Below are 23,581 nucleotides of genomic sequence, written 5' to 3'. Positions count from 1 at the left end.
GCTTTGGGTCAATTACGATTGGAACTGGCACGTAAATTGGAATATGATTTAAAAGACCAATACAATTTCCTCTGGGTAACTGATTTTCCTTTGTTGGAGTATGATGCGGAAGCAGGTCGTTATACGGCGAAACATCATCCCTTTACGATGCCGCTGGAAGAAGACTTGCAGTATCTGGAAACAGATCTGTTAAAAGTCCGGGCGGACGCCTATGATATGGTCGTGAACGGTGTCGAACTGGGGGGCGGAAGCATTCGTATCCACAACCAGGATATCCAGGAAAAAGTATTCAAAGCCTTGGGCTTTACCCAGGAATCAGCATGGGAACAGTTTGGATTTCTGCTGGAAGCCCTTAAATATGGAACGCCACCCCATGGTGGACTGGCATTTGGTTTGGATCGTCTGGTGATGCTGCTTACCGATAATGATAATATCCGTGACGTTATTGCTTTCCCGAAAACTCAAAATCATGGTTGTCTGATGATGGATGCACCAGCTAGTGCAAGTCTGGATCAACTCATCGATCTGGGCATCTCTGTGGATGAATTGTAATGAAAGAAATAGGAACGGTTAAAGCGCTTCGGGGAAATAATGCCGAAGTTGAGATTAAGCGTAATTCAGCGTGCGGTGATTGCGGCGCCTGTCATGTCAGCAAAGACCAATCGGTTATGTTGACAACAGCTAAAAACTCAGTCAATGCTCACAGCGGCGAAACCGTTGAGGTGGAGATGCAATTTGCAAATGTCTTTGTTGCGGCATTTATCATGTATGGCATACCGTTGATTGCCTTCATCTTGGGAAGTTGTGTTGCGTACTATCTGGTTGACGCTTTAAGCGTCGGGTGGGATCAAGTGCTGACCTCGTTTTTAACAGGTATTGGCCTGACTGCCATAGCTTATCTGGTGATCCGTTATTTTGATCGGCAGGGGCGGTTTAATAGTAAATACCAGCCGGTGATCATCGCTGTCATTGAGAACACTGAAACCATCTCCACACCCATGGAAAAACGCATGGGGAATTAAATAAAAAGCGGTATCTGCGGGTATTTGACGCAGATACCCTTAAATATTTATATATTTTAATGGGTTTAAATGAATTAAATAAAAAAAAGCTTGATTAATCCTTCATTTATCATTATAATATATTTACTGTCTGGGTGTAGCGCAGCTTGGTAGCGCGCTTGACTGGGGGTCAAGAGGCCGGAGGTTCAAATCCTCTCACTCAGACCATTTTTTATTAAGGTGAAAATATGGGACAAATTAAAAGAAAAAATAATAGACGAGTCAATTCTTTAAGAAAAATTGTTGTTGGCATCGTTTTTTTTTTATTGTAGCAATAATTATTATTTCGAGTTATCGAGGTAATATGAGCATGCTGCTCGAAAAAAAGGATTATACCGAATCGTACAAAACAGAGATGTATTTTTTTAAAGATATTGACTATCGGGTGATCGATGATTTCCAGGCCAGTGATCTTTCCCTGCTGGAAGGAGAAAAAGCCAACGGGTACAAACCGTTGACAAATGCACCAAAGGTTGTCAATACAGATTACTTAAACGAACAAATTGCTGTCATTGACACGATTATCAAAGAAGAGTATTATAATAATTGGGGTCGGATTGTTGGTGACATCGTGTCGAACTATCAGGGCATTTCGAGTATTACCAATCAAATCGGAGAAACTGAACGGGAACGAAAAAACTTCCTAATTGAATCGGTTCAATATATGGGTCTTGATTTGGCGGCGCTTCAACAAAAACGGCAGACACTTGTTGGACTGCTTGGTGGAGAGACCAGAAATATTGCACTTAATGAATTGGGTCTGCTGTCAAGTGGATATGTATACACATCCATTCAGCCAGTTGAAAAAGCCTTAAGTGAAAGCATGCTTCCGTACATTAATGCAACATTTCTAAAAACTGCGAGCAAAGTTGATCAGGAATCTGAGGGACTTTTGAAGGTTGTCAATAACGACCATATTTATGTGGCTTTTTCGATGCCCACTGATATGACCATTATGGGTGAAGAAGAAGTTGTTACCCTTAAAACTGAATTAATGGGTACAGCTGACAGTGGGATAAACCAGGACTACTATGAATTTTTGGTCAAGCGGGTAGATCAGCTTTACTATTTTCCCAAGCTGCGCTTTGAATATGAAGATAAGGTTTATTCCGGCTACTTTGTCGATGTTGTAGATGAAGGAAGTCAAAAAATTGTCGTTTTGATGCTTAAAGATTATGTCAATGATTTTTCAAAGGTGGTAATCGGCAAAACAGACATTTATATTCAGGACTACAGTGCTTATGAAATCCCCAAAAGCGCCGTTTACAAAAAAAATGAAGAAACAATGATTAATACCGTTACAAAAGGATACTTCAGCGATTCCCGGTCAGTTGTTGTCGAAAAATATAACAATGGCAATGCGGTTTTAAAAACAGTAGACAATCCAAACTTAAACAGCGGGATGCGCATCAGTATTTACCCTTAAGGATGTGAAAAACAGTGATTTCAGATAATATAAATCGGATAAAGTCAGAAATACCAGATCAAGTCACCCTTGTTGCAGTTTCCAAATATCAAAGTTTAGAAGATACCAAAGCGGTGCTGGAGTCAGGGGTCGATGATCTCGGCGAAAGCAGGGTTCAGGATTTTCTCAAAAAGTACGAGGTTCTGGGAGATCGTCCCCGGTGGCATTTTATTGGACATTTGCAAAAAAATAAGGTGAAATATATCATTGGCAAGACATTTCTGATTCATTCAGTCGATTCAATTGAATTGCTTGATGTACTTGAACGCGAAAGCAAGAAACAGGGAATTGTTACTAATGTGTTACTTCAATTGAATTTGGCTCGGGAAGATAGTAAATCAGGAATTCTGCGGGAAGATCTGAATGCTATTTTGGAAGCATTGACCGGATATCAGTTTGTCAGAGTCAAAGGACTGATGGCAATGGGACCATTAACCCAAAATAATGACAAAATTCGTGAGATTTTTGTGGAATTAAAGAAAATTTATGATAGAATAAAAGAAGAATCTGTGGACGGGATTATTCAAATGAATTATCTGTCTATGGGTATGACTGATGATTATACCATTGCAATAGAAGAGGGATCCAATATGATAAGAGTTGGACGCAAAATATTTAGTTAGTTAGGAGATATACAATGGCAGCAGAGAAATTTAAGGATAAAATTATTAAGGTTTTTGGCATGGAAGTAGACAATGAGGATGGTTACGACGAGATTTACGAAGAAGATGTATATGACGACGATGTCGAAGATACAAAAAGTGCCTTTAGTGCGCCAAAAGCAAAGAGAACGGCACCTTCAAGACGAAGCGAATTATCCCTTGACGACGGTCCAGAAGTTTTAGTGTTGGAACCTGAAGTTTTCAAAGATGCTCCGAGTATTTGCAATAAAATTCGCAATAACAAAACAGTAGTGCTGAATTTAAAAAATACCGATTATGAAAATGGTCGTAAGATTTTCGATTTCTTAAGTGGTGCTCTATTTGCATTGGATGGTTCAATTAACAAAATAGCGGACAATGTATTTATATTAGCTCCGAAAGCGGTTGCTGTTTTAACAAATCCTCAGCATGATGATTTGGATTTCAATGCCCCGATTTTAGAGTGGGATGAGGATATGGAATAGGTCGTTTATGATCCAGGGAATTCTTATACAAGCGGGTAATCTATTATTTGAATTGGTCACGCTATTAATCTTTGTGAACATTATTTTCAGTTGGGTAAGCCCTGATCCAAATAATATTTTTGTTAAGACAATTTATGGCTTAACGGAACCCATTTTATCACCGCTACGACGTTTTACAGTCATAGGGCCATTGGATTTATCAGCTTTTGCCGCTATTCTTTTAATGCAAATTGTGCTGTTTCCGCTTTATAAAATGATCGTAATGTTCATTTTTTAAAATTAAATTCTGACATTTAAATGTTGAAGGGATGTCTTATGACAGATAAAAAAGATATTTTTTTATTATCACGTATTGCAGATGCGTGCGATAAAAATTTTGAACCCCGATTCTTTGATTTTTATGATGAAGTGTTTCAACAAAAAATAAAGGACACCATTAAGCATAGTGGTGTCCCTTATCTATTTTTTGGAGGACACCCGGATGCCGAGCGAAAAATGCTATGTATTTATCCGGATTATGTATCATCGGAGGATCTGGAATGGCCAATTTTTGCCATTGAGTTTGACAAAATAATTCCCATCGATCATCGAAATGTATTGGGAGAACTCATGCATCTGGGGATAACCCGGGAGAGCATCGGCGATATCGACGTGGGTGAAGATAAGGTGCAGATTATTGCTCATCAGCGACTGCAGGACTTTTTATGGATCAATTTGAATCAGGTTAAAGGCCGAGAAATAAAAACCACGATTAAAGACTGTCAGCAGATTCAGAGCTTTGAAAAGAGTTTTAAGCGGATGTCTGTGGTTGTCGCTTCGAACCGGATCGATGGGATCATCAATAAAATATGGGGCTTTTCCAGACAGAATAGCCTTATTTTAATCAAACAGGGTAAGGTGCGGGTGAATTATACGGAGATCAATAAAAATGATTTCCGGCTGAAATCCGGCGATATTATTTCACTGCGAGGAAAAGGCAAGGCAAAAATAATTGGGATGGATGAGCGGACAAAAAAAGGAAACATCCGTCTAGAAGTGGATCGATACATATGATTGATAAAAAGGGAGAGCTATATGACTAAAGAGCGAAATGAATTTATTGTCCCAGAAGAGACCGAGCAGCGACTGGATCATTTTTGCTGCGCTTTGCCGGGGGATTATTCAAGAGAATATATTAAGCGATTGATTGCGACCGGGGATGTTTTGGTTAATGGGCTGAAAAAGAAAGCCAGTTATCATGTTAAACCAGGAGAAAACATCACCTTGATGATTCCTGAACCGGTGGCATGTCATATGGCAGCAGAAGACATTCCGCTTGTCATCATCTATGAAGATGAAGATGTGATCGTCGTTAATAAGCCCCAGGGAATGGTAGTGCACCCTGCCCCGGGGAACAGCAGCGGGACCCTCGTTAATGGATTACTGTATCATACAAAAAATTTGTCAAATATAAATGGCGTCATGCGGCCGGGCATCATTCACCGGATTGATAAGGATACCTCAGGATTACTGATGATTGCCAAAAATGACATTGCGCATCGAAGTTTGTCTGAACAGCTAAAGGAGCATAGTATCCTCAGACGCTATTATGGTCTGGTCAAGGGAAATGTCAAACCCAACCGTGGTACGGTGGATATGCCCATTGGCAGACATGAACAGCTCAGGATAAAAATGGCAGTGGTGGAAAAAAACTCAAAACCGGCGATTACTCATTTTGAAGTGGTTAAGCGGTATGCCCAGTATACCCTCCTCCGTTTTCAGCTGGAAACCGGTCGAACCCACCAAATCCGCGTGCATATGGAGAAAATCGGTCATCCGCTGGCCGGCGATCCCTTGTATGGCAAAGGAGACAAGAACAATCCCTTTAAAACAGCGGGTCAATGTCTCCACGCCCATACTCTGGGTTTTACCCATCCCAGAACCGGGGAAAGTCTCGTTTTCAGAGCTCCGGTTCCACCGGCGTTTAAATCAATATTAAAAAATCTGAAATAGGCTAAATAGTATCGGTGATGATTTCCATTGTTTCAACCCCCTCCTGAGTTGGGGTTACATACATGGTATTTTGGTTGGTAAAGATAACCATGCCCGGTTTTGCCTTGCTGGGCTTTTTTAGATATTTAAACTCAAGATAATCAACCGGAACATTGCTGGAACCTCTTGATTTACTGTACCAGGCGGCCAAATTACCAGCTTCTAACAGGGTCTTCTCGGTGATGAAACGACCGCCAGCCATAATCAGCACATGGGAACCAGGGGCATCTTTGACATGAAGCCAGCAGTCCTCGCTCTTGCCCATTTTTGTCGATATGAAATCATTCTGATAATTGTTTTTACCAACAAAAATATGGAACCCTTCGGAGGAAACATAGTGCAGGGGTTTAGAAGGAATCTGTTTTTTCTTGTCTTCCTTGGAAAGGGCTTTTTTATTAAATTCGGAATGGAGAAATTCGTGACGGATTTCATCCAGTTCGGCCAACTCAGTGGATTGATCCAAGCTGTTGACCAGGCTCTCCAGATAGTAAACTTTTTCTTCAGTTTCTAAGATATAGCCAGCCAGATGTTTCAGGGCAATTTTGCTTTTGTTGTATTTTTTATAATAGTGTTGGGCGTTCTGGGCGGGAGTTCGGTTGACTTTTAGCGGAATATCAATAGTCTGAGCGTCAGGATCGTAATAGTTAACCAGTGTCGCAATTTCCTGACCTTTTTCAATGGCATAGATATTGGCGGTGATTAAATCGCCGTAAAGCTTAAACTTCTCGTTTTTGTGAGAAGCGTCCACATCTTGTTGGAGGTTGTTCAGCTTTTTTTTATTCTTTTTAACAAGAATATCAAGCTGTTGACGAAGATTAGCTGCCCGTGTTTTGAAGCGCAGGGCTTTATCCCGTTTAAAATAATATGCCTCGAGCATTTCTGAAATGGAGGGGTAGGATTCATAACGATGATCAGCCCGTAAATAATGGAGGTCGACCGTTGAAAAGTCCACCATTTTTCGACCAAGGTAGATAATGACAGGTTCAGCTTTTTTTTCTATTTCCGAAATAACCTGAGTAAACCCTTCGCATAAAAATTGCTTTTGCTTTTTGGTGAGATTGGTTACGAGGCAATTGGAGTCGATGCCGCTTCTGAAAGCAATCTCTTTACCAATGTTGGGGCTGATTCCCAGAAAAGCCTGAATAAAGAATTTTTCCACCGTCGCTTCGCTATAATTGGTCAGCAACGCATTAAAATGTTCTGCTTCAAGATCAAAAAACCCATGACGGTTATTTTCCGGGGGATAAATATAATCTCGACCAGGAAGAATTTGGCGGTAGCGACTGGAAGTTGAACCGACTTTTTTCATCGAATCGAGGATTTTCATCGATTCATCAACCAGGATAATATTGCTGTTTCGTCCCATTATTTCTACCAGCAGTTTGCGGATCACCGTTTCATTAAAATCATTTTTTGATGATATGGAAATTTCCATGATTCGATCCGTTTCATGCTGGGTGATATCAACAATCGTTCCGTTAAGAATGTACTTCCTCAATACCATACAAAAACTGGGTGGTGCACTGGGATTTTCTTTGATCTTTTCGGTCATATAAGCGCGCGGATTACTAGCGTTGGCCGAAAGTAAGACATGATGTTTTTGATTTCCATGATTCACTAAAAGCCGGATTTCATCGATTTCCGGTTGATAGATTTTTCGTATACGACCTCCAATTAAGAGGGTTTTAAATTCTTGTATTAAGTGATATAGGGTAACGCCATCATAAGCCATATAAAAATGCTCCTTTCAAATAGATGGATAGAGATGGGATGATTTTATCACGTTCTCCAAGGATGTAAAAGGGTTTTTAAATGATAGACATAAGGAACCATTAAGGAAAGTAAAATTAAATGCTATTTAGTGTTTAATAAGTAGGGAATCGTTGACTTTTTTATGGGAATTAGATATAGTATATTGATTAGGTAGCTATGTAAAAAACGCTTTTATGTCATAGTACTTAATAATCTTGCAGTAAAAATACGAATGCAATTACTAAAAAAAGCAGTGGCCGGGCAATAATTTCACTAAACTATTTAACTGAAATTAACCGGGTGGATTAAAATGGAAATGGAGAAACATCATGAAAAGTATGACAGGCTTTGGGCGGAAAGATTATCGTGATGAGGCAATTGATTGTTCAATTGAGATTAAAACAATTAACCATCGTTTCAGAGATTTTTTTGTTAAAATTCCCAAAACGCTTAATCCAATCGAAGAGAAAATCAGAAATACGGTTTCGCAAAGTGTTGCGCGAGGACGGATTGAGATATTCATTAAATATTCGGAATTGGGCACAAAAAATCGTCGGATTGTCTTTAATCGGGATTTAGCCAAAAATTATATTTCGGTATTAAACGAAATTCGTCGACTTGATTCAATGATTGGCGATGACCTGAGTTTATCGCTGATTTCGAAATTTCCGGATGTCATTATGATTGAAGAAGACATTGATGATTATGAAAGCATCTGGTTGAAGCTTCAACCGGTTTTGGTAAAAACACTTGAAGAAGTCGATGCCAGCCGTGAATGCGAAGGAAGTGCATTAAAAAAGGATGTGGTCAATCGCTGCTGCGTCGTCCGGGAGCATGTTAAAAAGATCAAAGAAAAAAGTCCGGACATGCTGGAACGGTACAGAAATGAATTGCGGGAAAAAATATCTTCCTATATCGATTCGGTTGAAATAGACGAAAAACGTTTATTAACTGAGGTTGCCCTAATGACCGATAAACTGAACATCGATGAAGAATTAACCCGGCTTCAAAGCCACTTGGATCGGTTGGAAGGCATGGCCGAGGAAACGGAACCGGTTGGCCGAAAACTGGATTTTCTGATTCAGGAAGTGAATCGAGAAATCAATACCATCGGTTCAAAAGCCAGTGATTTAGCCATTGCAAATATTGTTGTTGATGTTAAGAGTGAGATTGAAAAAATAAGAGAACAAATTCAAAATATTGAGTAGGGGTGTTAAATAAGTCTATGAGTGATTGTCCAGTAGTAAATAAGGAATTAAAAGAAGAACAATTAACTGAAGCTTTTTTTGAACGTGAAAAAGGTATTCTCATTGTTATATCAGGACCATCCTGTGCCGGCAAGGGAAGTGTATGTAAGATCATCTGCCGAAAAAATCCAGATTTGCGGCTGTCAATTTCGGAAACAACACGTCAGCCAAGAAACAGTGAGAAGCATGGACGGGAGTATTTTTATATTTCCAAAGAAAGTTTTGAAGAAAGAATCAAACAAGGACAATATCTGGAATATGCAACAGTCTATGAAAACTATTATGGAACACCTAAAGATTACGTCGAGGATTTATTGGAATCTGGATTTGATGTGATCCTGGAAATTGACATCCAGGGAGCCGCAAAGGTTCGAACCAATTACAAAGAAGGTATTTATATTTTTATCGTTCCGCCATCGATGCAGGAACTGCGACGGCGAATTGAAGAACGGGGAACCGAAAGCAAAGAACAAATGGAAATACGTTTAAATTGTGCCTATGAAGAAATGAAAAATGCCGATGATTATAGTTATATTGTCATCAATGACGATCTGGACGATGCGGCACAACGGGTACAAAGCATCATAACGGCGGAAAAATGCCGAACCGAACGACTTAAAAATAAAATTGAAGATATTCTTGGGAGGTAACAATGCGATATCCAGCATTAAATGAGTTAATTGCTAAAGCAGAAAATAAATATTCTCTGGTTCTGGCAACAGCAAAGCGGGCAAGAGAAATAGTGGATGGGGATGAGCCGCTGGTAAAAATTAAAATTGACAATCCGGTTACGATTGCGACCAATGAGATTGCCGAAGATATGATTCACTGCGTTCACAAGGTTCCTGAACCGGAGGCTGATCAACATCATGAAGCGGTCAAAGAATCAGATTCGGTTTTATTTAGCAGTAACGAAACTGAAGAAAAAATAACGATTACTGAATAGGTTATTGACCGTGAAAATTGCCGAAGTTTTTTTAAACCAGACGAACAAACGTATCGATCACGCCTATGACTATCTAATTCCACAGCAGCTGGAAGCGGTTATTGCAGCGGGGATGCGCATTGTTGTTTCATTTGGATTCGGAAATCGGCGGGTTGAAGCTTTCGTCATACGAATTAAAGAAACAACTGATTATTCGGGCAAAATTAAAGAAATTAATGAAAATATTGATAATCAGCCAATTTTAAATAAAGAACAAATAGAATTGTGTCTTTGGATGAAGACCACCTATTGTTCTTTATTTTATGAAGCCCTTTCTTATTTTACCATGTCGGTTCAAATCAAACAGGAGACCTATTATTATAAAAAACAGGGTAGCTTTGATCTGGATTTGAAAGAAAACTGGTTTCTAGAGCACTATTTTAGTGATGACAGCAGTGCGCTTTTAATAAAAAGAGTAAAACCGGAAGATCGAGTTATTCTAACTGGCCTGGCCGAGAAAAAAATTGTCGATGCTAAGAAGAATTGGAGAATTCTGAGCGATCTAAACGGAGAGGATGATTCGCCCGAAACAAGCTATCATCTTACCGACATAGGGCGGGAAGCCATTGACAGGGATAAAAAAATTGGTAAAAAACAGCGCGAGCTGATGGACTGCCTGTGCCATCATGACATGACGGCAGGAGATCTGAAAATGGTATCGGCACAATTTGAAAAAAGCTTGAATCCTTTAATTCAAAAAGACTATGTTATTAAATACAAGACTTTATCACAAGCGCAGCGGCTTAATTCGCCAGGAGCAGAAAAAGAAGACCAGTCAGTCATTTTATCAAACCAAGAACAACAGTATTACAGCCGGTACCAGGAATTGACAAAAGTGATGGCGGGTGTTTTTTTTCATGTTTTTGATGGGGCCAGTAAATATCGGCTGTTTTTCAAAGCCATTGAAGACCAGTTGAAAGCTGACAAGTCTGTCGTTATTATCTTTCCAGAAGTCAATATGACATTTCAGCGGATGGAAATGTTCTACAAATACTTTGGTGATCAGGTTGGTGTTTTTCACGGACGGCTCACCCAAAAACAACGCGCAGAACTGTATCAGCGGGTTCAAACCGGGGAGATAAAAGTTGTGATTGGGGTACGATCAGCGCTGTTTTTGCCGTTTGAAAATTTGGGTCTGATCATCATTGATGACGAACATGATCCGTCTCATATCAGTATCTCAACACCACGGTTTCACATCGTTGATATTGCCAAAAAAGCATGTGAAATAATGGGGGCTACTTATATCATCGCAGATGACACGCCCCGGGTTACCACCTGGTACCAAATCGAAAAAAAAGCGATGGCAATGATTCAAATCGGTTCAGAACAGAAACTTCGACACGCCATTGAAATCGTCGATATGCAAAAAGAAATGCACCAGGGAAATATGGGCATTTTAAGCCGGATCTTACTTAAGTATATGCAAAGCGGCTTTGAGCAAAAACGCATGAGTGTACTATTTATTAATAATAAGGGCTATGCCAACAGCATCTTATGCCGTAATTGCGGCCATATCGAAAAATGTCCTCACTGCGGTGTCTCATTAAAATACTTTAATTATGATCATTCCCTGCATTGTCATTATTGCGGATATAAAATGGCGGTTCCTTTGCGATGTCCGGATTGCGGCAGCGACAAAATCAGACACATGGGTTTTGGGATCGATCAATTAGAAGAGTATCTTGGAAAAGTTTTTCCAGGGATCCGAATCGGCTCCGTTTCGGGGAATATGAAGCGAACTGAAATAAAAAAAATGAACAGGGCTATTGGCAACGGTGAAATTGATGTTTTAATCGGAACTCAGGTTATTATCAAGCACTTTAATTTAACAAATGTTGGGGTTGCGGCCGCCGTTCTTATTGATCGGGATCTTAATCAGGGGAACTATCAGGCCTCGGAAACAGTTTATCAGACATATAGCCGTTTTTTTGAAAAAGCGATGGATGACGAAACAAAGGGACTGATTCAAACCCATGAACCGGAAAATGAAACAATTTATTCGATCAGAAACGAAAGCTTTCAGGAGTTTTACCGGGGCGAAATTCACTATCGAGAATTGCTGAAATATCCGCCGATTGTCGACATGGTCAGTTTCGGGGTTTTTCAAAAGAATGAAAAGGAAGCGGAAAATGACGCATTTCGACTGTATGTTGCCATCAAAGAAGAATTGAAAGAATACGGAATTGGACATGGGGTTTACAAACCGGTGCGAATTGGTGTGACTAGGGGTGGGAATATCACCTATCAAATTGTCCTTAAGACATCGGAAACAGGTGTTTTTCGAAATTTAATGCCAAAAATCATCAGGCTTGGTATAATAGAAGAATTGAAATCAAAAGTTTCCATTCAAATAAATGTATAAAAAACAGATTTAATGATCAGCGAATCAGGAGGAAAAAATGGCTACACGACAAATCAGAATCGATGAAGACCCAATTCTTAGAAAAAAATCTCGGGTGATCGAAGAAATAGACGAAAAAATAAAAATATTAAATGATGACATGGTGGAAACCATGAATAATGCCGATGGTGTTGGATTGGCAGCCCCACAGGTCGGCATTTTAAAACGCTTGTTTGTGATCGATGTTGGTGACGGAGCGATGACCTTTATTAATCCCACCATCATATCGACCGAAGGTGAAGAAGAGGATGAAGAGGCCTGCCTCAGTCTTCCGGAACAGTCGGGTTTGGTTAAACGACCACAATCATTGGTGGTTGAAGCAACCGATCTGGAAGGCACGGTTTTTCAACTTTTCTGTTCGGATTTGCTGGCGCGAGCTGTTTGTCACGAACTTGACCACCTAGATGGGATCTTGTTTATTGATCGAGTCGAGAAATGAAAAAAATTAAGGTGATATTTATGGGGACTACCGATTTCGGTGTTCCCGCCCTGGAAAACCTGGTATCTGACGAGTATCAAGTTGTCGCAGCAATCTGCCAGCCGGATCGACCCAATAAGAGAGGAAATAAGGTAGAAATACTGCCGTTAAAAGCTAAAGCATTAGCACTGGGTATCACAGTTTTACAGCCCGAACAAATTAAAGATCCCCAATTTATTGAACAATTGAAGAGTTTTGAAGCGGATATTTTTATTGTTGCGGCGTATGGACAGATCCTGTCTAAAGAAATCTTAGAAATGCCGCCTTTGGGGGCATTAAATATCCATGGTTCACTATTACCGGAGTATCGCGGCGCAGCACCGATCCAACGGGCTATCATCGATGGAAAAGTAAAAACAGGGGTCACCATTATGCAAATGGGTGAAGGAATGGACACCGGAGATATGTTGTCAAAGGCAGAATGTCCGATTAACGAGACCACAACTTTTCAGAGTCTTTACCAGGATTTGTCTGTTTTAGGCGGAGGTCTATTAATTGAAACCCTGAAAAAGGTAGTGGAAGGATCGCTAAAACCAGTTCCCCAAGACGAAGTGATGGCCACTTATGCAGAGAAGATACTTAAAGATACCGGCCATATCAATTGGGGCAAAAACAGCCGGCAAATATTATTTCTGATTAATGGAACGGATCCGGCACCAGGGGCTTATGTAATGTACCATGATGAAAAAATTAAGTGCTTTCATCCGGAGATCATGGCCTGGGAAGGGCAGGAAAACCCGGGAACCATTCTTATTGCCAACGACCGGGATGGTCTTGTGATTAAAACCCAGGACGGCGCCCTTAAAGTTGGATCAATTCAAGCACCAGGTAAAAAGCGGATGGATGCCACTGTTTTTTTACGCGGGAAAAAACTGGAGATTGGAACTACTTTAAACTAGTCTAAGCAGTTCTTTAGAAAATTATGCTAAGATAAAAAAATTACAGGAGGATATGCGATGTTTTTTTTAGAATATTATTGGACACTGTTGATACTTGTTCCGGGAATCATTTTCGCCGCCTATGCTCAGCACCAGGTGAGCAGTGCCTACAAAGCATACAGCAAAGTGCCGACTAAAAATGGGATGACCGGAGCCGATGCAGCACGGCGATTATTAAATGCCAATGGTTTGAATGCCGTTGGCATCGAAAATGTGGCTGGTAATCTGACCGACCACTATGACCCCCGGAGTAAAATCATGCGCTTGTCTTCAGGGGTTGGCCAGCAGGCCAGCGTGGCAGCAGTTGGCATTGCCGCCCATGAAACCGGGCATGCCATACAGGACAAGGAAGGATACTGGCCACTGCGGTTTAGAGGTTTTATTGTGCCGATTACCGGTTTTGCCTCAAATTTAGCCTGGCCGATTTTCTTTATCGGACTTTTCTTCGGGCAAACTTCTGGCTGGGGGACGATGTTTATGAATCTGGGAATTATTCTGTTTTCATTTAGTCTCTTCTTCACGGTGATTACCTTACCGGTCGAATTCAATGCCAGCAAGCGTGCCATTACGGCACTGGTTGACAACAATCTGCTGCAGCCGGGCGAAGAAGTTGGGGTGAAAAAGGTTTTAAGAGCCGCCGCCCTGACCTATGTCGCAGCAGCGTTGATGTCTTTGTTAACGTTGATCAGACTAATCGTATTAAGAGGTTCGAGAGATTGATGAATATTCGAAAACTTGCGTTAGAAACCCTGCTGAAAATTGACTATGATGGCGCCTACTCTAATTTGGAAATCAAGAGAAATTTACAGCGCTTTTCCATTAAAGATGATGACCGTCGGCTTTATTTAAATATTGTTTATGGTTGTCTTCAGAATCAGATCTATCTGGATTATTTAATTAAACAGCAAAGTAGCCGACCAGTGAATAAATTGCATAAAGAGGTCAGTGAAATATTAAGAATAGCTATTTATCAACTCTATTTTTTGGATAAGATTCCCAACTATGCCATTGTTAATGAATCGGTCAATTTAGCCGCTGAAATTCAACCCCAGGCGAAAGGCTTTATCAACGGCGTGTTGCGAAACATTATGCGAAAAATAGAAAGTGACGGAAAAGGATTCAAGTTCGAAAACTGGGATAATGAAAAGGAAGCTTTATCAATCCGTTATTCGCTACCGCTGTGGATTGTCCATAAATATTATGAAGTCTATGGGGTCGAGAAGGCCGAGGCGATTATTCCCTTGCTGAATGAAAAACCCCCCTTTACAGTGCGGTGTAATACCCTGAAAACGTCACAAAAACAATTAATTCAAGATTTACAGGAGGCCGGAGTCGAGGCAATACCCGGAAACCTGTCGCCTAATGCCATTCATCTGACAAACCTGGGGATTTTTGAAAACAACATTGAAAATTCCCATTTGTATCGAGATGGCCATTTTCTGATTCAGGATCAGGCTGCGATGCTAACGGTCGAACGGCTGAATCCCAAGCCGGGGAATCGCATTTTGGACATGTGTGCAGCACCTGGCGGGAAAACAACCTATCTTAGCCAGATGATGGATAATGACGGGCAGATCATTGGACGCGATGTTTATGCCAGCCGGCTGAAACTTATTGAACAAAGCATGCAGCGGCTGGGTTGTACGAATATCAGACTGGAAGATCAGGATGGCTGCGATTTTTCACTGGCCGATGAAGCCTCTTTCGACAAAATTCTATTGGATGCCCCCTGTACAGGGCTTGGGGTTGTCAGACGAAAACCAGAAATAAAATATCACAGTACCAAAGAAGGCCGCAAGGCCTTGGTAAAAATACAGGCCACCCTGCTTGAAAACGCCGTCCGGTATTTAAAACCCGGAGGTGAGCTGCTTTATTCAACCTGCACCATTAATAAAGATGAAAATGAAAACCAGATCAGTAAACTGCTGGTTAAATTTCCTAAGCTTCAGATCATTCCTGATGACAACGGCAATGACTATACCTATACCAGCCCTCAAATGGATGGCTGCGACAGTTTTTTTATGTGCTTACTAAGAAAATAGCACGGCCAGTCAGCAATTGACTGGCTGTAAGAATAATGACCAAAGAAAAGATACCACTTTAAACAGAGAAAAAAAGAATTTTGAAAAAATTGAATTCGATCAATTATTTTGATATAATAGAATAATCTATGTAAAGCATCCCGTTGAGTGTAATGCTTCTCTGATAGTATAGGAGTAAAACATGAAGGAAAATATTTTTGGCAAAGACATCAATGAGTGTGAAGGACTCATGACTGACCTTGGCGAGGCCAGGTATCGTGGGAAACAGTTGTATCAATGGCTGTACGAAAAAAGATGTGAAAAATTCAGTGAGATGAGCAATTTTTCCAGTGGTTTAAGGGAAAATTTGGCTGATCAATATGAGTTGTTTCATGGTAGAATTGAAACCAAACAAGAAGATCATCATGATGGTACAAAAAAATATTTAATTAAGCTAAAAGATGACCAATACATTGAAGCTGTGTTAATGCACTACGAACATGGCGCTTCGTTATGTGTGTCAACACAGGTTGGATGTAATATGGGGTGTAAATTCTGTGCTTCCACAAGAGGCGGAAAAATCAGAGATTTAAGCGCCGGAGAAATATTGGCTCAAATCTATTTAGTGGAAAAAGAAGAAAAACTGCGAATTTCAAATGTCGTGATTATGGGGATCGGCGAGCCGCTTGATAATTATGATGAAGTGATCAAATTTATTCGTATCGCCAATACAGGCTTTGGAATCGGACAGCGAAAAATCAGTCTTTCCACTTGTGGAATCATTCCGGGAATTGAGGCTTTAGCTGAAGAAAATCTCCAGATTAACCTTGCCATATCGCTTCATTCGGTTTTTTCAGAACGTCGAAAAATGTTAATGCCGATCGCAAACCGCTATGATTTTGAGTCGTTGATGGATGCCTGTAAAGCTTATTTTAAAAAGACGGGAAGACGGATTACTTATGAATATGCACTAATTGACGGTTATAATGATCGTGACGAAGATATAGCCGGATTGATCAAACTTTTAAAAGGAAGTCAAAACCATTTGAATCTGATTGGTTTGAATGAGATCCAGGAAACCGCTTATAAAGAGAGCCTGCGATTGAGTTATTTTCTGGGGGAGCTGGAAAAGCACGGAATTAATGTTACGATGAGACGCAAAATGGGAAGAGAAATTGATGCGGCATGTGGTCAGCTTCGAAAAAAAAGAGATGAGGATAAGGTGAGTTTATGAAATGTGCCTATGGATCCAACGTTGGATCACTGAGAAAGGTAAATCAAGATGCCTACTTGGCAGCAACCATAAAAAACGTTGATCGTATTTCTTATGTTTTTGCAGTGGCTGACGGATTGGGAGGACATCGCAGCGGCGAAATAGCAAGTAAAACGGCGGTGGACTTTATCAAGAACAATTTATCAGGGATAAAGAATTATTTTGATCCTGAAGAAATGATGTCGTTTGTAAAATCTATTAACTTAGAGCTTAAAAAAATTGGTGATGATGAACCCGCACGTTTGGGCATGGCAACCACCTTAACCATGTGTATCGTTGACGGGAATTATTTATGTATTTGTCATGTCGGTGACAGCCGCACCTATAGCATCACAGCGGACGAAATCATCCGCATGACGAAAGACCACTCGCTCGTGCAGATCCTCGTTGATGAAGGAAAAATAACCCAGGAGGAAGCAGAAATACATCCTCAAAAAAATGTAATAACTCGGGCGTTGGGAACCGATAATTCCGTGAATGTTGATTTTTACCGTTATCAGATCAATCCGGAAGCAATCTATCTTATCTGTTCGGATGGCCTTTTTAATATGGTTTGCGATCAGGATATGAAGACCATTATTTTGGAAAATAGTCTGGAAGATGCAGCTAAAAAACTCATCGATCTAGCAAACATAAACGGAGGCAAGGATAATATAACCGTTGTCCTATTCAAGCCTCTGGAAGGAGTGCCTAATGCTCAGTAGAACTTTAGGAAAACGATACGAAATAGTGGAGCTGATTGGACGAGGTGGTATGGCCTATGTTTATAAAGCTCGGGATTTAAAGCTGAATCGTTATGTGGCAGTCAAAGTACTGCGTGAAGAATATACCGAGAATGAACAGTTCATTAAAAAATTTGATCGGGAATCCCAGGCCGTTGCCTGTTTATCCCATCCTAATATAGTCGGTGTTTATGATGTCGGGGTTCAGGATAATATCTATTATATCATCATGGAATATATTGATGGGATTACCCTGAAACAATATTTAATGAGAAAAGGGCGTCTGGATTACACCGAAGCGACTCGATTTGTGATGGATATATCCAATGCCTTGCGCTGTGCCCACGAAAACAAAATTATTCATCGGGACATAAAACCCCATAATATCCTGTTAACCAGGGATCTGGTTCCTAAGGTGGCAGATTTTGGAATCGCCCGGGCGATTACCAGTTCAACCGTCACCATGACCAATCAAACGATGGGCTCGGTTCACTATATTTCACCGGAACAGGCCAAGGGTGGATTTGTCGATGAACGTTCAGATCTCTATTCGCTGGGGATTTTATACTATGAATTACTAACCGGGAAGCTTCCCTTTGATGAAGAAAACACGGTTACCATCGCCATTAAACACATTCAGGAAGAGATTGTCCCACCCAAGATGCTGGAACCAAAAATACCAGAACGGGTCAATCAGATTGTTGTTAAACTGACTCAGAAAAAACCGGACGAGCGATATCAGAATACGGATGAACTGATGGAAGATCTTGAAGCAGTATTGGAAAATACGAGTTTTGCTGCCGGGGATGGCAATCATCTCAGTAATGATACCCACATTATTCGGGAAGGTCTTTTTCATGTCGAAAATACTGGCAGTCACGCCACTGTTCGTCCCGACGAAGAAGAGGACGATGACGAATATTATTATGAAACACCAAAAGAAACAGCCGCCAGGAAAAAGAAGCGCAAGATCATTCTTATTTCGGTTTTTGCAGCGGTGGCCATCCTGGCTATGGGCGTTATGGCATACGCTTTCTTTTCGGGAAAGACGGTGCAAGTACCGGATATTAAAGGTAAAACGACGGCAGAAGCTAAAACAGCGCTGGAGAAACTGGATCTGGTTCTGGAAGTTGAAAAAGAAGTTTATAACGCAGAGGTTGAAGCAGGGCTGATCATTACGCAAAATCCGGAAAGTGGGCAAGAACTTCAAAGTGGAAAAACCGTCAAAGTTACGGTCAGTAAGGGTGTTAAGACCGGAACCGTGCCCTCTGTTATTGGCTTAAGTGAAACAGAAGCAGTTAAAGCCATTGAAACCGCTAATTTTGTGGTCGGTGAAATAAAAAGAGAGTATAACAGCAACTATAGTGCCGATATTGTCTTTCAAATGAATCCCAATGCCAATACGACCGCCAATGAGGGAACCAAGGTAACAATTTATGTTAGTAAGGGCGAAGATCTGATCACCGTGCCAAGCGTAATCGGTCAAACTGAAGCTGATGCCAAAAGCACCATTGCAAATGCTGAGTTGACAGTCGGGGCGATCACCCATGAGACCAGCGCTGATTATTCCAAAGGCATGGTTATGAAACAGTCTCCCGCTGATGGTAATCAGGTTGCAAAAGGTTCAGAAGTAGCGATTGTGGTCAGCAGCGGTAAGAAATCAACCCAGAAATTAACCATTGATTTAAGTGAATATATTGACAAAAATCCATCAAAATCAGTTAAGGTCAAGGTTGTTTTAACCGCCTCTGATAAAACCGAGACAGTGATTTATGAAGGCACAAATATGTCAGACGATGTGTTCTCGGTGAATGTCGAAGGCATTGGCCGAGAAAACTATGAGGTATTTATCGATGGGTCCAGTGTTGGAACTGGTTACATTGATTTTTGATAATGGTTGATTAAAGATTTAAATGATATTTACGGGTTTATATAACAATTAAGCATTCAATTCGTACATTTCCTTGAAAGGTTCGACTGGAACGATGTTTCAATTGTTTATAGAAACCCGTATTTAATTTACAAAAGGTATTGCGATTGCGATATCAGAAAGAATTTATTATTTAAAAGAGGAGGATTAATATTGATATCAAACGAACAAGTGCCAGGAAAAATTATTAAGGGTATTGGCGGATTTTATTATGTAAAAACTGATCGGGATAATGATGTGCTAGAATGTAAGGCAAGAGGCGTGTTAAGACACCAGAAAATTATTCCCACCGTTGGTGATGAAGTGCTGATTCAATCGGATAATCCCGGAGAATGGATGATTGAGTCAATTCTACCCCGAAAAAATATTTTTTTAAGACCGCCTGTAGCTAATGTCGATATTGGGCTCATTGTTTTTTCAATGACAAATCCGAAACCGAATCTATTGCTGTTGGATATGCTTCTAATCAGCTCAGAAATTCAAAATGTTATTCCAGTTGTTTGTTTTACAAAACGGGATTTAACAAGTTCGGCTGAGGAGATGGCGATTAGAGAAATCTACGAAAAAACCCCATATAAACTGTTTTTTTTCAGCAAGAACGATACCGATACGATGGATAAGATTATCGCCGAAATAGGTGGTAAAACGGCTTTTATGGCAGGTCCGTCAGGCGTTGGCAAATCGACCATGGCTAACTATTTATGTGCTGATCAAACCATGGAGACCGGTGCCCTGAGTCAGAAATTAAAAAGAGGGAAACATACGACCCGTCATGTCGAGTTACTGGATACCAAGAATGGTGGTTACCTGCTGGATACCCCGGGGTTTTCTTCGTATCAGATTTCGGAAATGATCAAACCGGAGGAATTGCGGGAATATTTTCCAGAATTCTCCCGCGGCGAGTGTCGCTTTAAGAGCTGTCTTCATAATGAAGAGCCTGGCTGTGATGTTAAGAAATCAGTAGCGGCAGGAGAAATAAGTGCCGTCCGATATGAACATTATTTAAGTTTGCTGGATGAAATTAAAAAGGATCAATACCGATGAAGGTGATCATTTTTACAAATGGTGAGTACAAGAATAAAGTTTTTTATGAGGAATATTTAAAAGATATCAAGGCCGACTATCTGATTTGTGCTGATGGTGGAGCAAACTACGCCAGAGAACTTAATCTCATACCAAATATTATTATTGGTGATATGGATTCAATTACCGCTGAAACCAGGGCGTTTTTTAAAGCCGTAAAATATGAGTCTTATCCATCAAAAAAAGATGAAACAGATACCGAACTGGCGATTACCCATGCTATAAAAATGGGGGCCGATAAGGTAATCATTCTTGGCGGTATAGGTTCCCGGATAGACCATAGTCTTGGTAATATCTATTTGCTGAAACGGTTCGTGGATGTTGGGATCGATGCTGAAATGGTTAATGAAAACAATCACATTCGGCTAATTGCGAAAACAACAACATTTCACTTTCCGATTGGTACGATTGTATCACTATTGCCGATTTGCGGAGCTGTTGAAGGACTGACGATTACTGGATTTGAGTATCCCATTAATGAGGGACAAATGACGATCGACAAACCATATGGCATCAGCAACGTGACAAACGAAAACAGACAGCACATTGCTTTTAAAAAGGGGATGCTGCTGATGGATACGCCAGAAGATTAAAGAGAACTGAGAAGGATTTACTGAAAATAGGATGATCAGAGAGTTGCTTTTTTAATTGGTGTCGGACAACTGCCAAACGAGTAAAACACTCGCCTGGCAGTTTGTTTTGACACAAGAAAAAAGAGTCTATTTAAAGACTCTTCAACGATGGTTCCGTAGATAAAAGAGAACTAAGCTCTTTCGACTTTACCGGATCTCAAACAACGTGTACAAACACTAATTCGTTGTGGTGTGCCTTCAATTACAACTTTAACTCTTTGCAAATTGGGTTTCCAAACTCGTTTACTGTGTTTATTTGAATGACTAACCTGGTTGCCACTAACAACGGTTTTTTTACATACAAAACATTCTTTAGCCATGACATAACCTCCCTTACGCTTACCTTTTATAAAACAAGGTGTATTATATCATGAGAATTAAAAATAAAGCAATAGAAATTTTGACTTAGCAGGATTTATTATGTAAAATAGAGAAATAAAAATAAAAGGAGCAATTCGATGAAAGTAAATAATGAGTTAGGATATATTGATATTACCCGAAAAGCGATTGCAGATATTGCCGGAAACGCCGCAATGGAATGCTATGGATTGGTGGGAATGGCTCACAAACGCGGAAAAGACGGTCTGATCGAAATTCTTTCAGGTGATCAGGCAAATAAGGGAGTGGGTGTAATTATCGAAGATGATCGATTAGTGATTGATCTTTATGTCATTGTCGAGTATGCGATAAAAATATCGGTTGTTGCTGAAAATATCATTTCCAATGTAAAATACCGGGTGGAAAAGGAAACATCATTAAAAGTGAAACGTATCTCTGTGAATGTAGTCAGCGTGCGTGTGTAAATGGAGGACAGTATGAAAACCCAGACAGTTGACGGTGAAATGCTCATAAAAATGTTTCGTTATGGGGCGAAAAATCTAGAAATCAACAAACGAATTGTGGATGAACTTAATGTTTTTCCAGTGCCGGATGGTGATACCGGAACGAATATGTCACTTACATTTAGTCATTCGGTTTCAGAATTTGATAAAATTGAAAAACTGAATGTCTACAGTGTGGCCAAGTCGGCCTCATCAGGCGCTTTGATTGGTGCTCGGGGGAATTCAGGGGTAATTCTCTCGCAGTTGCTAAGAGGGTTTGCCGAAGGTTGCAAAGCCCAGGAAAATCTTGATATCCCAACATTGGCTGGTGCTTTAAAACTGGCATCAGATGTCGCTTATAAGGCGGTGATGAAACCCACCGAAGGAACGATTCTCACGGTTGCCCGGGAAATGGGTGAGTTTGCCATGGCGAAATACAACGCTTATGACAACCTGGAAAGTTTCATTGCAGATGTCATTGCCCATGGTAAGGTCACATTGGAAAAGACCCCGGAGATGCTTCCGGTATTAAAAGAAGCGGGCGTAGTTGATGCCGGTGGGCAGGGTCTGATTTGTATTGTTGAAGGAGCTCTTAAGGCACTACTTAACGAAGAATTAGGAGTGGAGCTGGAGATCAAACCAAGCAACCTTGATAAGTTTGTCGACGACTCCCATATGAAACCTGAAGACATTACCTTTGGTTATTGTACTGAGTTTATTATTCAGGAAGCTGAAGAAGTAGATGAGGGTGAACTAAGAGGTTATTTAGACACCCTTGGAGACAGCATTGTTGTTGTTAAAGATGATGCCATCGTCAAGGTTCATCTACATACCGATAATCCTGGGTTGGCATTGGAACGGGCTGGCAGTCTTGGTAGTTTAATCCGCATCAAAATAGACAATATGCGGGAACAATTTGCAGCCAAGGGAACCGAAGCCGATGAGGCTCAGATACCCTATGGGTTTATTGCAGTTTCGCCGGGCGATGGATTAACGAAACTCTTTAAAGACCTTGGTGTGACCCGAGTTATTTCAGGCGGTCAGACGATGAATCCCAGCACCCAGGATTTTTTAAATGAAGTAGATAAATTGAATGCGGAAACCATTTTTATTTTTCCTAACAACAGCAATATTATTATGGCCGCCAAACAGGCCAGTGAAATATCTGATAAGCAAGTTCATGTGATCGCTTCCAAAAATATTCCCCAATGTATTGCGGCGATGCTGGCTTTTTCGCCGGAAACTGTGCCAGCAGAGAATGCGTCAGCAATGTCGGAAGCCATTAATCATGTGGCAACCGGGGAAGTGACCTACGCTGTCAGAGACACGAAAATTAATGGCTTGAAAATTAAGAAATCCAATGTCATCGGTATTACCGGGGGCGAAATCAAGTTCACCGGAAAAAGTATTAAGGCGGTTACCGAAGAACTGCTCAGTGATATGGTCGACGAGGATAGTGAGCTGATCTCGATTTATTACGGAAAAGATGTTTCCGAAGAAGATGCCAATACCCTGGCCGAGGAACTGGCCGATAGTTTTGAAGAATGCGATGTAGAAATGCATTATGGCGGACAACCCCTGTACTATTACATTGTGTCAGTGGAGTAGCCTT

25 protein-coding genes and 1 tRNA gene are annotated in these 23,581 nt (G+C 40.6%); 24 read left to right on the top strand and 2 right to left on the bottom strand.

Going from position 1 to position 23,581, the window contains the following annotated elements; genetic code table 11:
- From Q7J41_RS05585 to Q7J41_RS05550, 9 genes are all read left to right on the top strand, one after another.
- Positions 1-552, top strand: a 552-nt coding sequence (locus Q7J41_RS05585; protein WP_304886039.1) for an amino acid--tRNA ligase-related protein, incomplete at its 5' end; no start/stop codon positions are given.
- Positions 552-1,022: a SoxR reducing system RseC family protein gene (locus tag Q7J41_RS05580; RefSeq protein ID WP_304886037.1), complete on the top strand. Its 471-nt coding sequence runs from the start codon at positions 552-554 to the stop codon at positions 1,020-1,022. The genes Q7J41_RS05585 and Q7J41_RS05580, both read left to right, overlap by 1 nt.
- A 130-nt stretch (positions 1,023-1,152) precedes the next feature.
- Positions 1,153-1,229: transfer RNA gene (locus tag Q7J41_RS05575), tRNA-Pro, on the top strand.
- A gap of 142 nt (positions 1,230-1,371) precedes the next feature.
- Positions 1,372-2,487: a hypothetical protein gene (locus tag Q7J41_RS05570; protein ID WP_304886035.1), complete on the top strand. Its 1,116-nt coding sequence runs from the start codon at positions 1,372-1,374 to the stop codon at positions 2,485-2,487.
- A 14-nt stretch (positions 2,488-2,501) separates the two neighbouring features.
- Positions 2,502-3,149 (top strand): YggS family pyridoxal phosphate-dependent enzyme, encoded by a 648-nt coding sequence (locus Q7J41_RS05565; RefSeq protein WP_304886034.1) that lies wholly within the window; start codon positions 2,502-2,504, stop codon positions 3,147-3,149.
- A gap of 14 nt (positions 3,150-3,163) precedes the next feature.
- Positions 3,164-3,652 (top strand): cell division protein SepF, encoded by a 489-nt coding sequence (locus Q7J41_RS05560; protein ID WP_304886033.1) that lies wholly within the window; start codon positions 3,164-3,166, stop codon positions 3,650-3,652.
- A complete protein-coding gene (locus Q7J41_RS17770) occupies positions 3,636-3,929 on the top strand; it encodes a YggT family protein (RefSeq protein WP_370650984.1) in 294 nt (97 codons plus the stop codon). Before Q7J41_RS05560 ends, Q7J41_RS17770 begins: the two co-directional genes overlap by 17 nt.
- Before the next feature lie 38 nt (positions 3,930-3,967).
- Complete coding sequence (locus Q7J41_RS05555) at positions 3,968-4,705, top strand: RNA-binding protein (RefSeq protein WP_304886031.1); 738 nt, start codon at positions 3,968-3,970, stop codon at positions 4,703-4,705.
- Positions 4,706-4,726: 21 nt separating this feature from the next.
- Positions 4,727-5,644, top strand: a complete 918-nt coding sequence (locus Q7J41_RS05550; RefSeq protein ID WP_304886030.1) for an RluA family pseudouridine synthase — start codon at positions 4,727-4,729, stop codon at positions 5,642-5,644.
- Between the two features lies 1 nt (position 5,645).
- Here the strand turns inward: Q7J41_RS05550 and Q7J41_RS05545 are convergent, their stop codons facing one another.
- Positions 5,646-7,415, bottom strand: coding sequence for an NFACT family protein (locus Q7J41_RS05545; RefSeq protein WP_304886028.1), 1,770 nt, complete (start codon positions 7,413-7,415; stop codon positions 5,646-5,648).
- 349 nt (positions 7,416-7,764) lie between these two features.
- Between Q7J41_RS05545 and Q7J41_RS05540 the strand changes: the two genes are divergently transcribed.
- The 13 genes from Q7J41_RS05540 to Q7J41_RS05480 all read left to right on the top strand — a co-directional run bounded on the left by Q7J41_RS05540 (position 7,765) and on the right by Q7J41_RS05480 (position 21,109).
- The gene (locus tag Q7J41_RS05540; protein ID WP_304886026.1) at positions 7,765-8,643 is read left to right on the top strand and encodes a YicC/YloC family endoribonuclease; all 879 of its coding nucleotides are present in this window, start codon (positions 7,765-7,767) and stop codon (positions 8,641-8,643) included.
- A 17-nt stretch (positions 8,644-8,660) separates the two neighbouring features.
- Positions 8,661-9,332: a guanylate kinase gene (gmk, locus tag Q7J41_RS05535; protein WP_304886025.1), complete on the top strand. Its 672-nt coding sequence runs from the start codon at positions 8,661-8,663 to the stop codon at positions 9,330-9,332.
- A 2-nt stretch (positions 9,333-9,334) separates the two neighbouring features.
- Complete coding sequence (gene rpoZ, locus Q7J41_RS05530; RefSeq protein WP_304886024.1) at positions 9,335-9,628, top strand: DNA-directed RNA polymerase subunit omega; 294 nt, start codon at positions 9,335-9,337, stop codon at positions 9,626-9,628.
- A gap of 10 nt (positions 9,629-9,638) precedes the next feature.
- Positions 9,639-12,032 (top strand): primosomal protein N', encoded by a 2,394-nt coding sequence (priA, locus tag Q7J41_RS05525; protein WP_304886022.1) that lies wholly within the window; start codon positions 9,639-9,641, stop codon positions 12,030-12,032.
- A 37-nt stretch (positions 12,033-12,069) separates the two neighbouring features.
- Entirely contained in the window at positions 12,070-12,510 is a 441-nt protein-coding gene (gene def / locus Q7J41_RS05520; protein WP_304886020.1) for a peptide deformylase, read from the top strand.
- Positions 12,507-13,448, top strand: coding sequence for a methionyl-tRNA formyltransferase (gene fmt / locus Q7J41_RS05515; protein WP_304886018.1), 942 nt, complete (start codon positions 12,507-12,509; stop codon positions 13,446-13,448). Before def ends, fmt begins: the two co-directional genes overlap by 4 nt.
- Before the next feature lie 57 nt (positions 13,449-13,505).
- Positions 13,506-14,207: a zinc metallopeptidase gene (locus tag Q7J41_RS05510; RefSeq protein ID WP_304886016.1), complete on the top strand. Its 702-nt coding sequence runs from the start codon at positions 13,506-13,508 to the stop codon at positions 14,205-14,207.
- A complete protein-coding gene (gene rsmB / locus Q7J41_RS05505) occupies positions 14,207-15,529 on the top strand; it encodes a 16S rRNA (cytosine(967)-C(5))-methyltransferase RsmB (protein WP_304886013.1) in 1,323 nt (440 codons plus the stop codon). Before Q7J41_RS05510 ends, rsmB begins: the two co-directional genes overlap by 1 nt.
- A gap of 181 nt (positions 15,530-15,710) precedes the next feature.
- Positions 15,711-16,742, top strand: a complete 1,032-nt coding sequence (rlmN, locus tag Q7J41_RS05500; RefSeq protein ID WP_304886010.1) for a 23S rRNA (adenine(2503)-C(2))-methyltransferase RlmN — start codon at positions 15,711-15,713, stop codon at positions 16,740-16,742.
- Positions 16,739-17,485: a Stp1/IreP family PP2C-type Ser/Thr phosphatase gene (locus Q7J41_RS05495; RefSeq protein WP_304886008.1), complete on the top strand. Its 747-nt coding sequence runs from the start codon at positions 16,739-16,741 to the stop codon at positions 17,483-17,485. The genes rlmN and Q7J41_RS05495 overlap by 4 nt, the downstream gene beginning before the upstream one ends.
- Positions 17,475-19,394, top strand: a complete 1,920-nt coding sequence (gene pknB / locus Q7J41_RS05490) for a Stk1 family PASTA domain-containing Ser/Thr kinase (protein ID WP_304886006.1) — start codon at positions 17,475-17,477, stop codon at positions 19,392-19,394. The genes Q7J41_RS05495 and pknB overlap by 11 nt, the downstream gene beginning before the upstream one ends.
- Before the next feature lie 192 nt (positions 19,395-19,586).
- The gene (gene rsgA, locus Q7J41_RS05485; protein WP_304886004.1) at positions 19,587-20,477 is read left to right on the top strand and encodes a ribosome small subunit-dependent GTPase A; all 891 of its coding nucleotides are present in this window, start codon (positions 19,587-19,589) and stop codon (positions 20,475-20,477) included.
- Positions 20,474-21,109: a thiamine diphosphokinase gene (locus tag Q7J41_RS05480; RefSeq protein ID WP_304886002.1), complete on the top strand. Its 636-nt coding sequence runs from the start codon at positions 20,474-20,476 to the stop codon at positions 21,107-21,109. Before rsgA ends, Q7J41_RS05480 begins: the two co-directional genes overlap by 4 nt.
- 170 nt (positions 21,110-21,279) lie before the next feature.
- On the opposite strand, the gene rpmB is transcribed toward Q7J41_RS05480, so the two are convergent.
- Entirely contained in the window at positions 21,280-21,468 is a 189-nt protein-coding gene (gene rpmB, locus Q7J41_RS05475; RefSeq protein WP_304886000.1) for a 50S ribosomal protein L28, read from the bottom strand.
- Positions 21,469-21,606: 138 nt separating this feature from the next.
- Here rpmB and Q7J41_RS05470 point away from each other — a divergent pair, with 138 nt between their 5' ends.
- Both Q7J41_RS05470 and Q7J41_RS05465 read left to right on the top strand, forming a co-directional pair.
- Positions 21,607-21,951 (top strand): Asp23/Gls24 family envelope stress response protein, encoded by a 345-nt coding sequence (locus Q7J41_RS05470; protein ID WP_304885998.1) that lies wholly within the window; start codon positions 21,607-21,609, stop codon positions 21,949-21,951.
- A 12-nt stretch (positions 21,952-21,963) separates the two neighbouring features.
- Positions 21,964-23,577 carry a DAK2 domain-containing protein gene (locus Q7J41_RS05465; protein ID WP_304885996.1) on the top strand — a complete coding sequence of 538 codons (1,614 nt, stop codon included), beginning with the start codon at positions 21,964-21,966 and terminating at the stop codon, positions 23,575-23,577.
- Positions 23,578-23,581: the final 4 nt, after the last annotated feature.

The organism is Acetobacterium sp. (genome assembly GCF_030652775.1).
Taxonomy (GTDB): Bacteria; Bacillota; Clostridia; order Eubacteriales; family Eubacteriaceae; genus Acetobacterium.
Note: the sequence above shows the minus strand (reverse complement) of the source record. Positions and strands in the feature narration are given on the sequence as shown.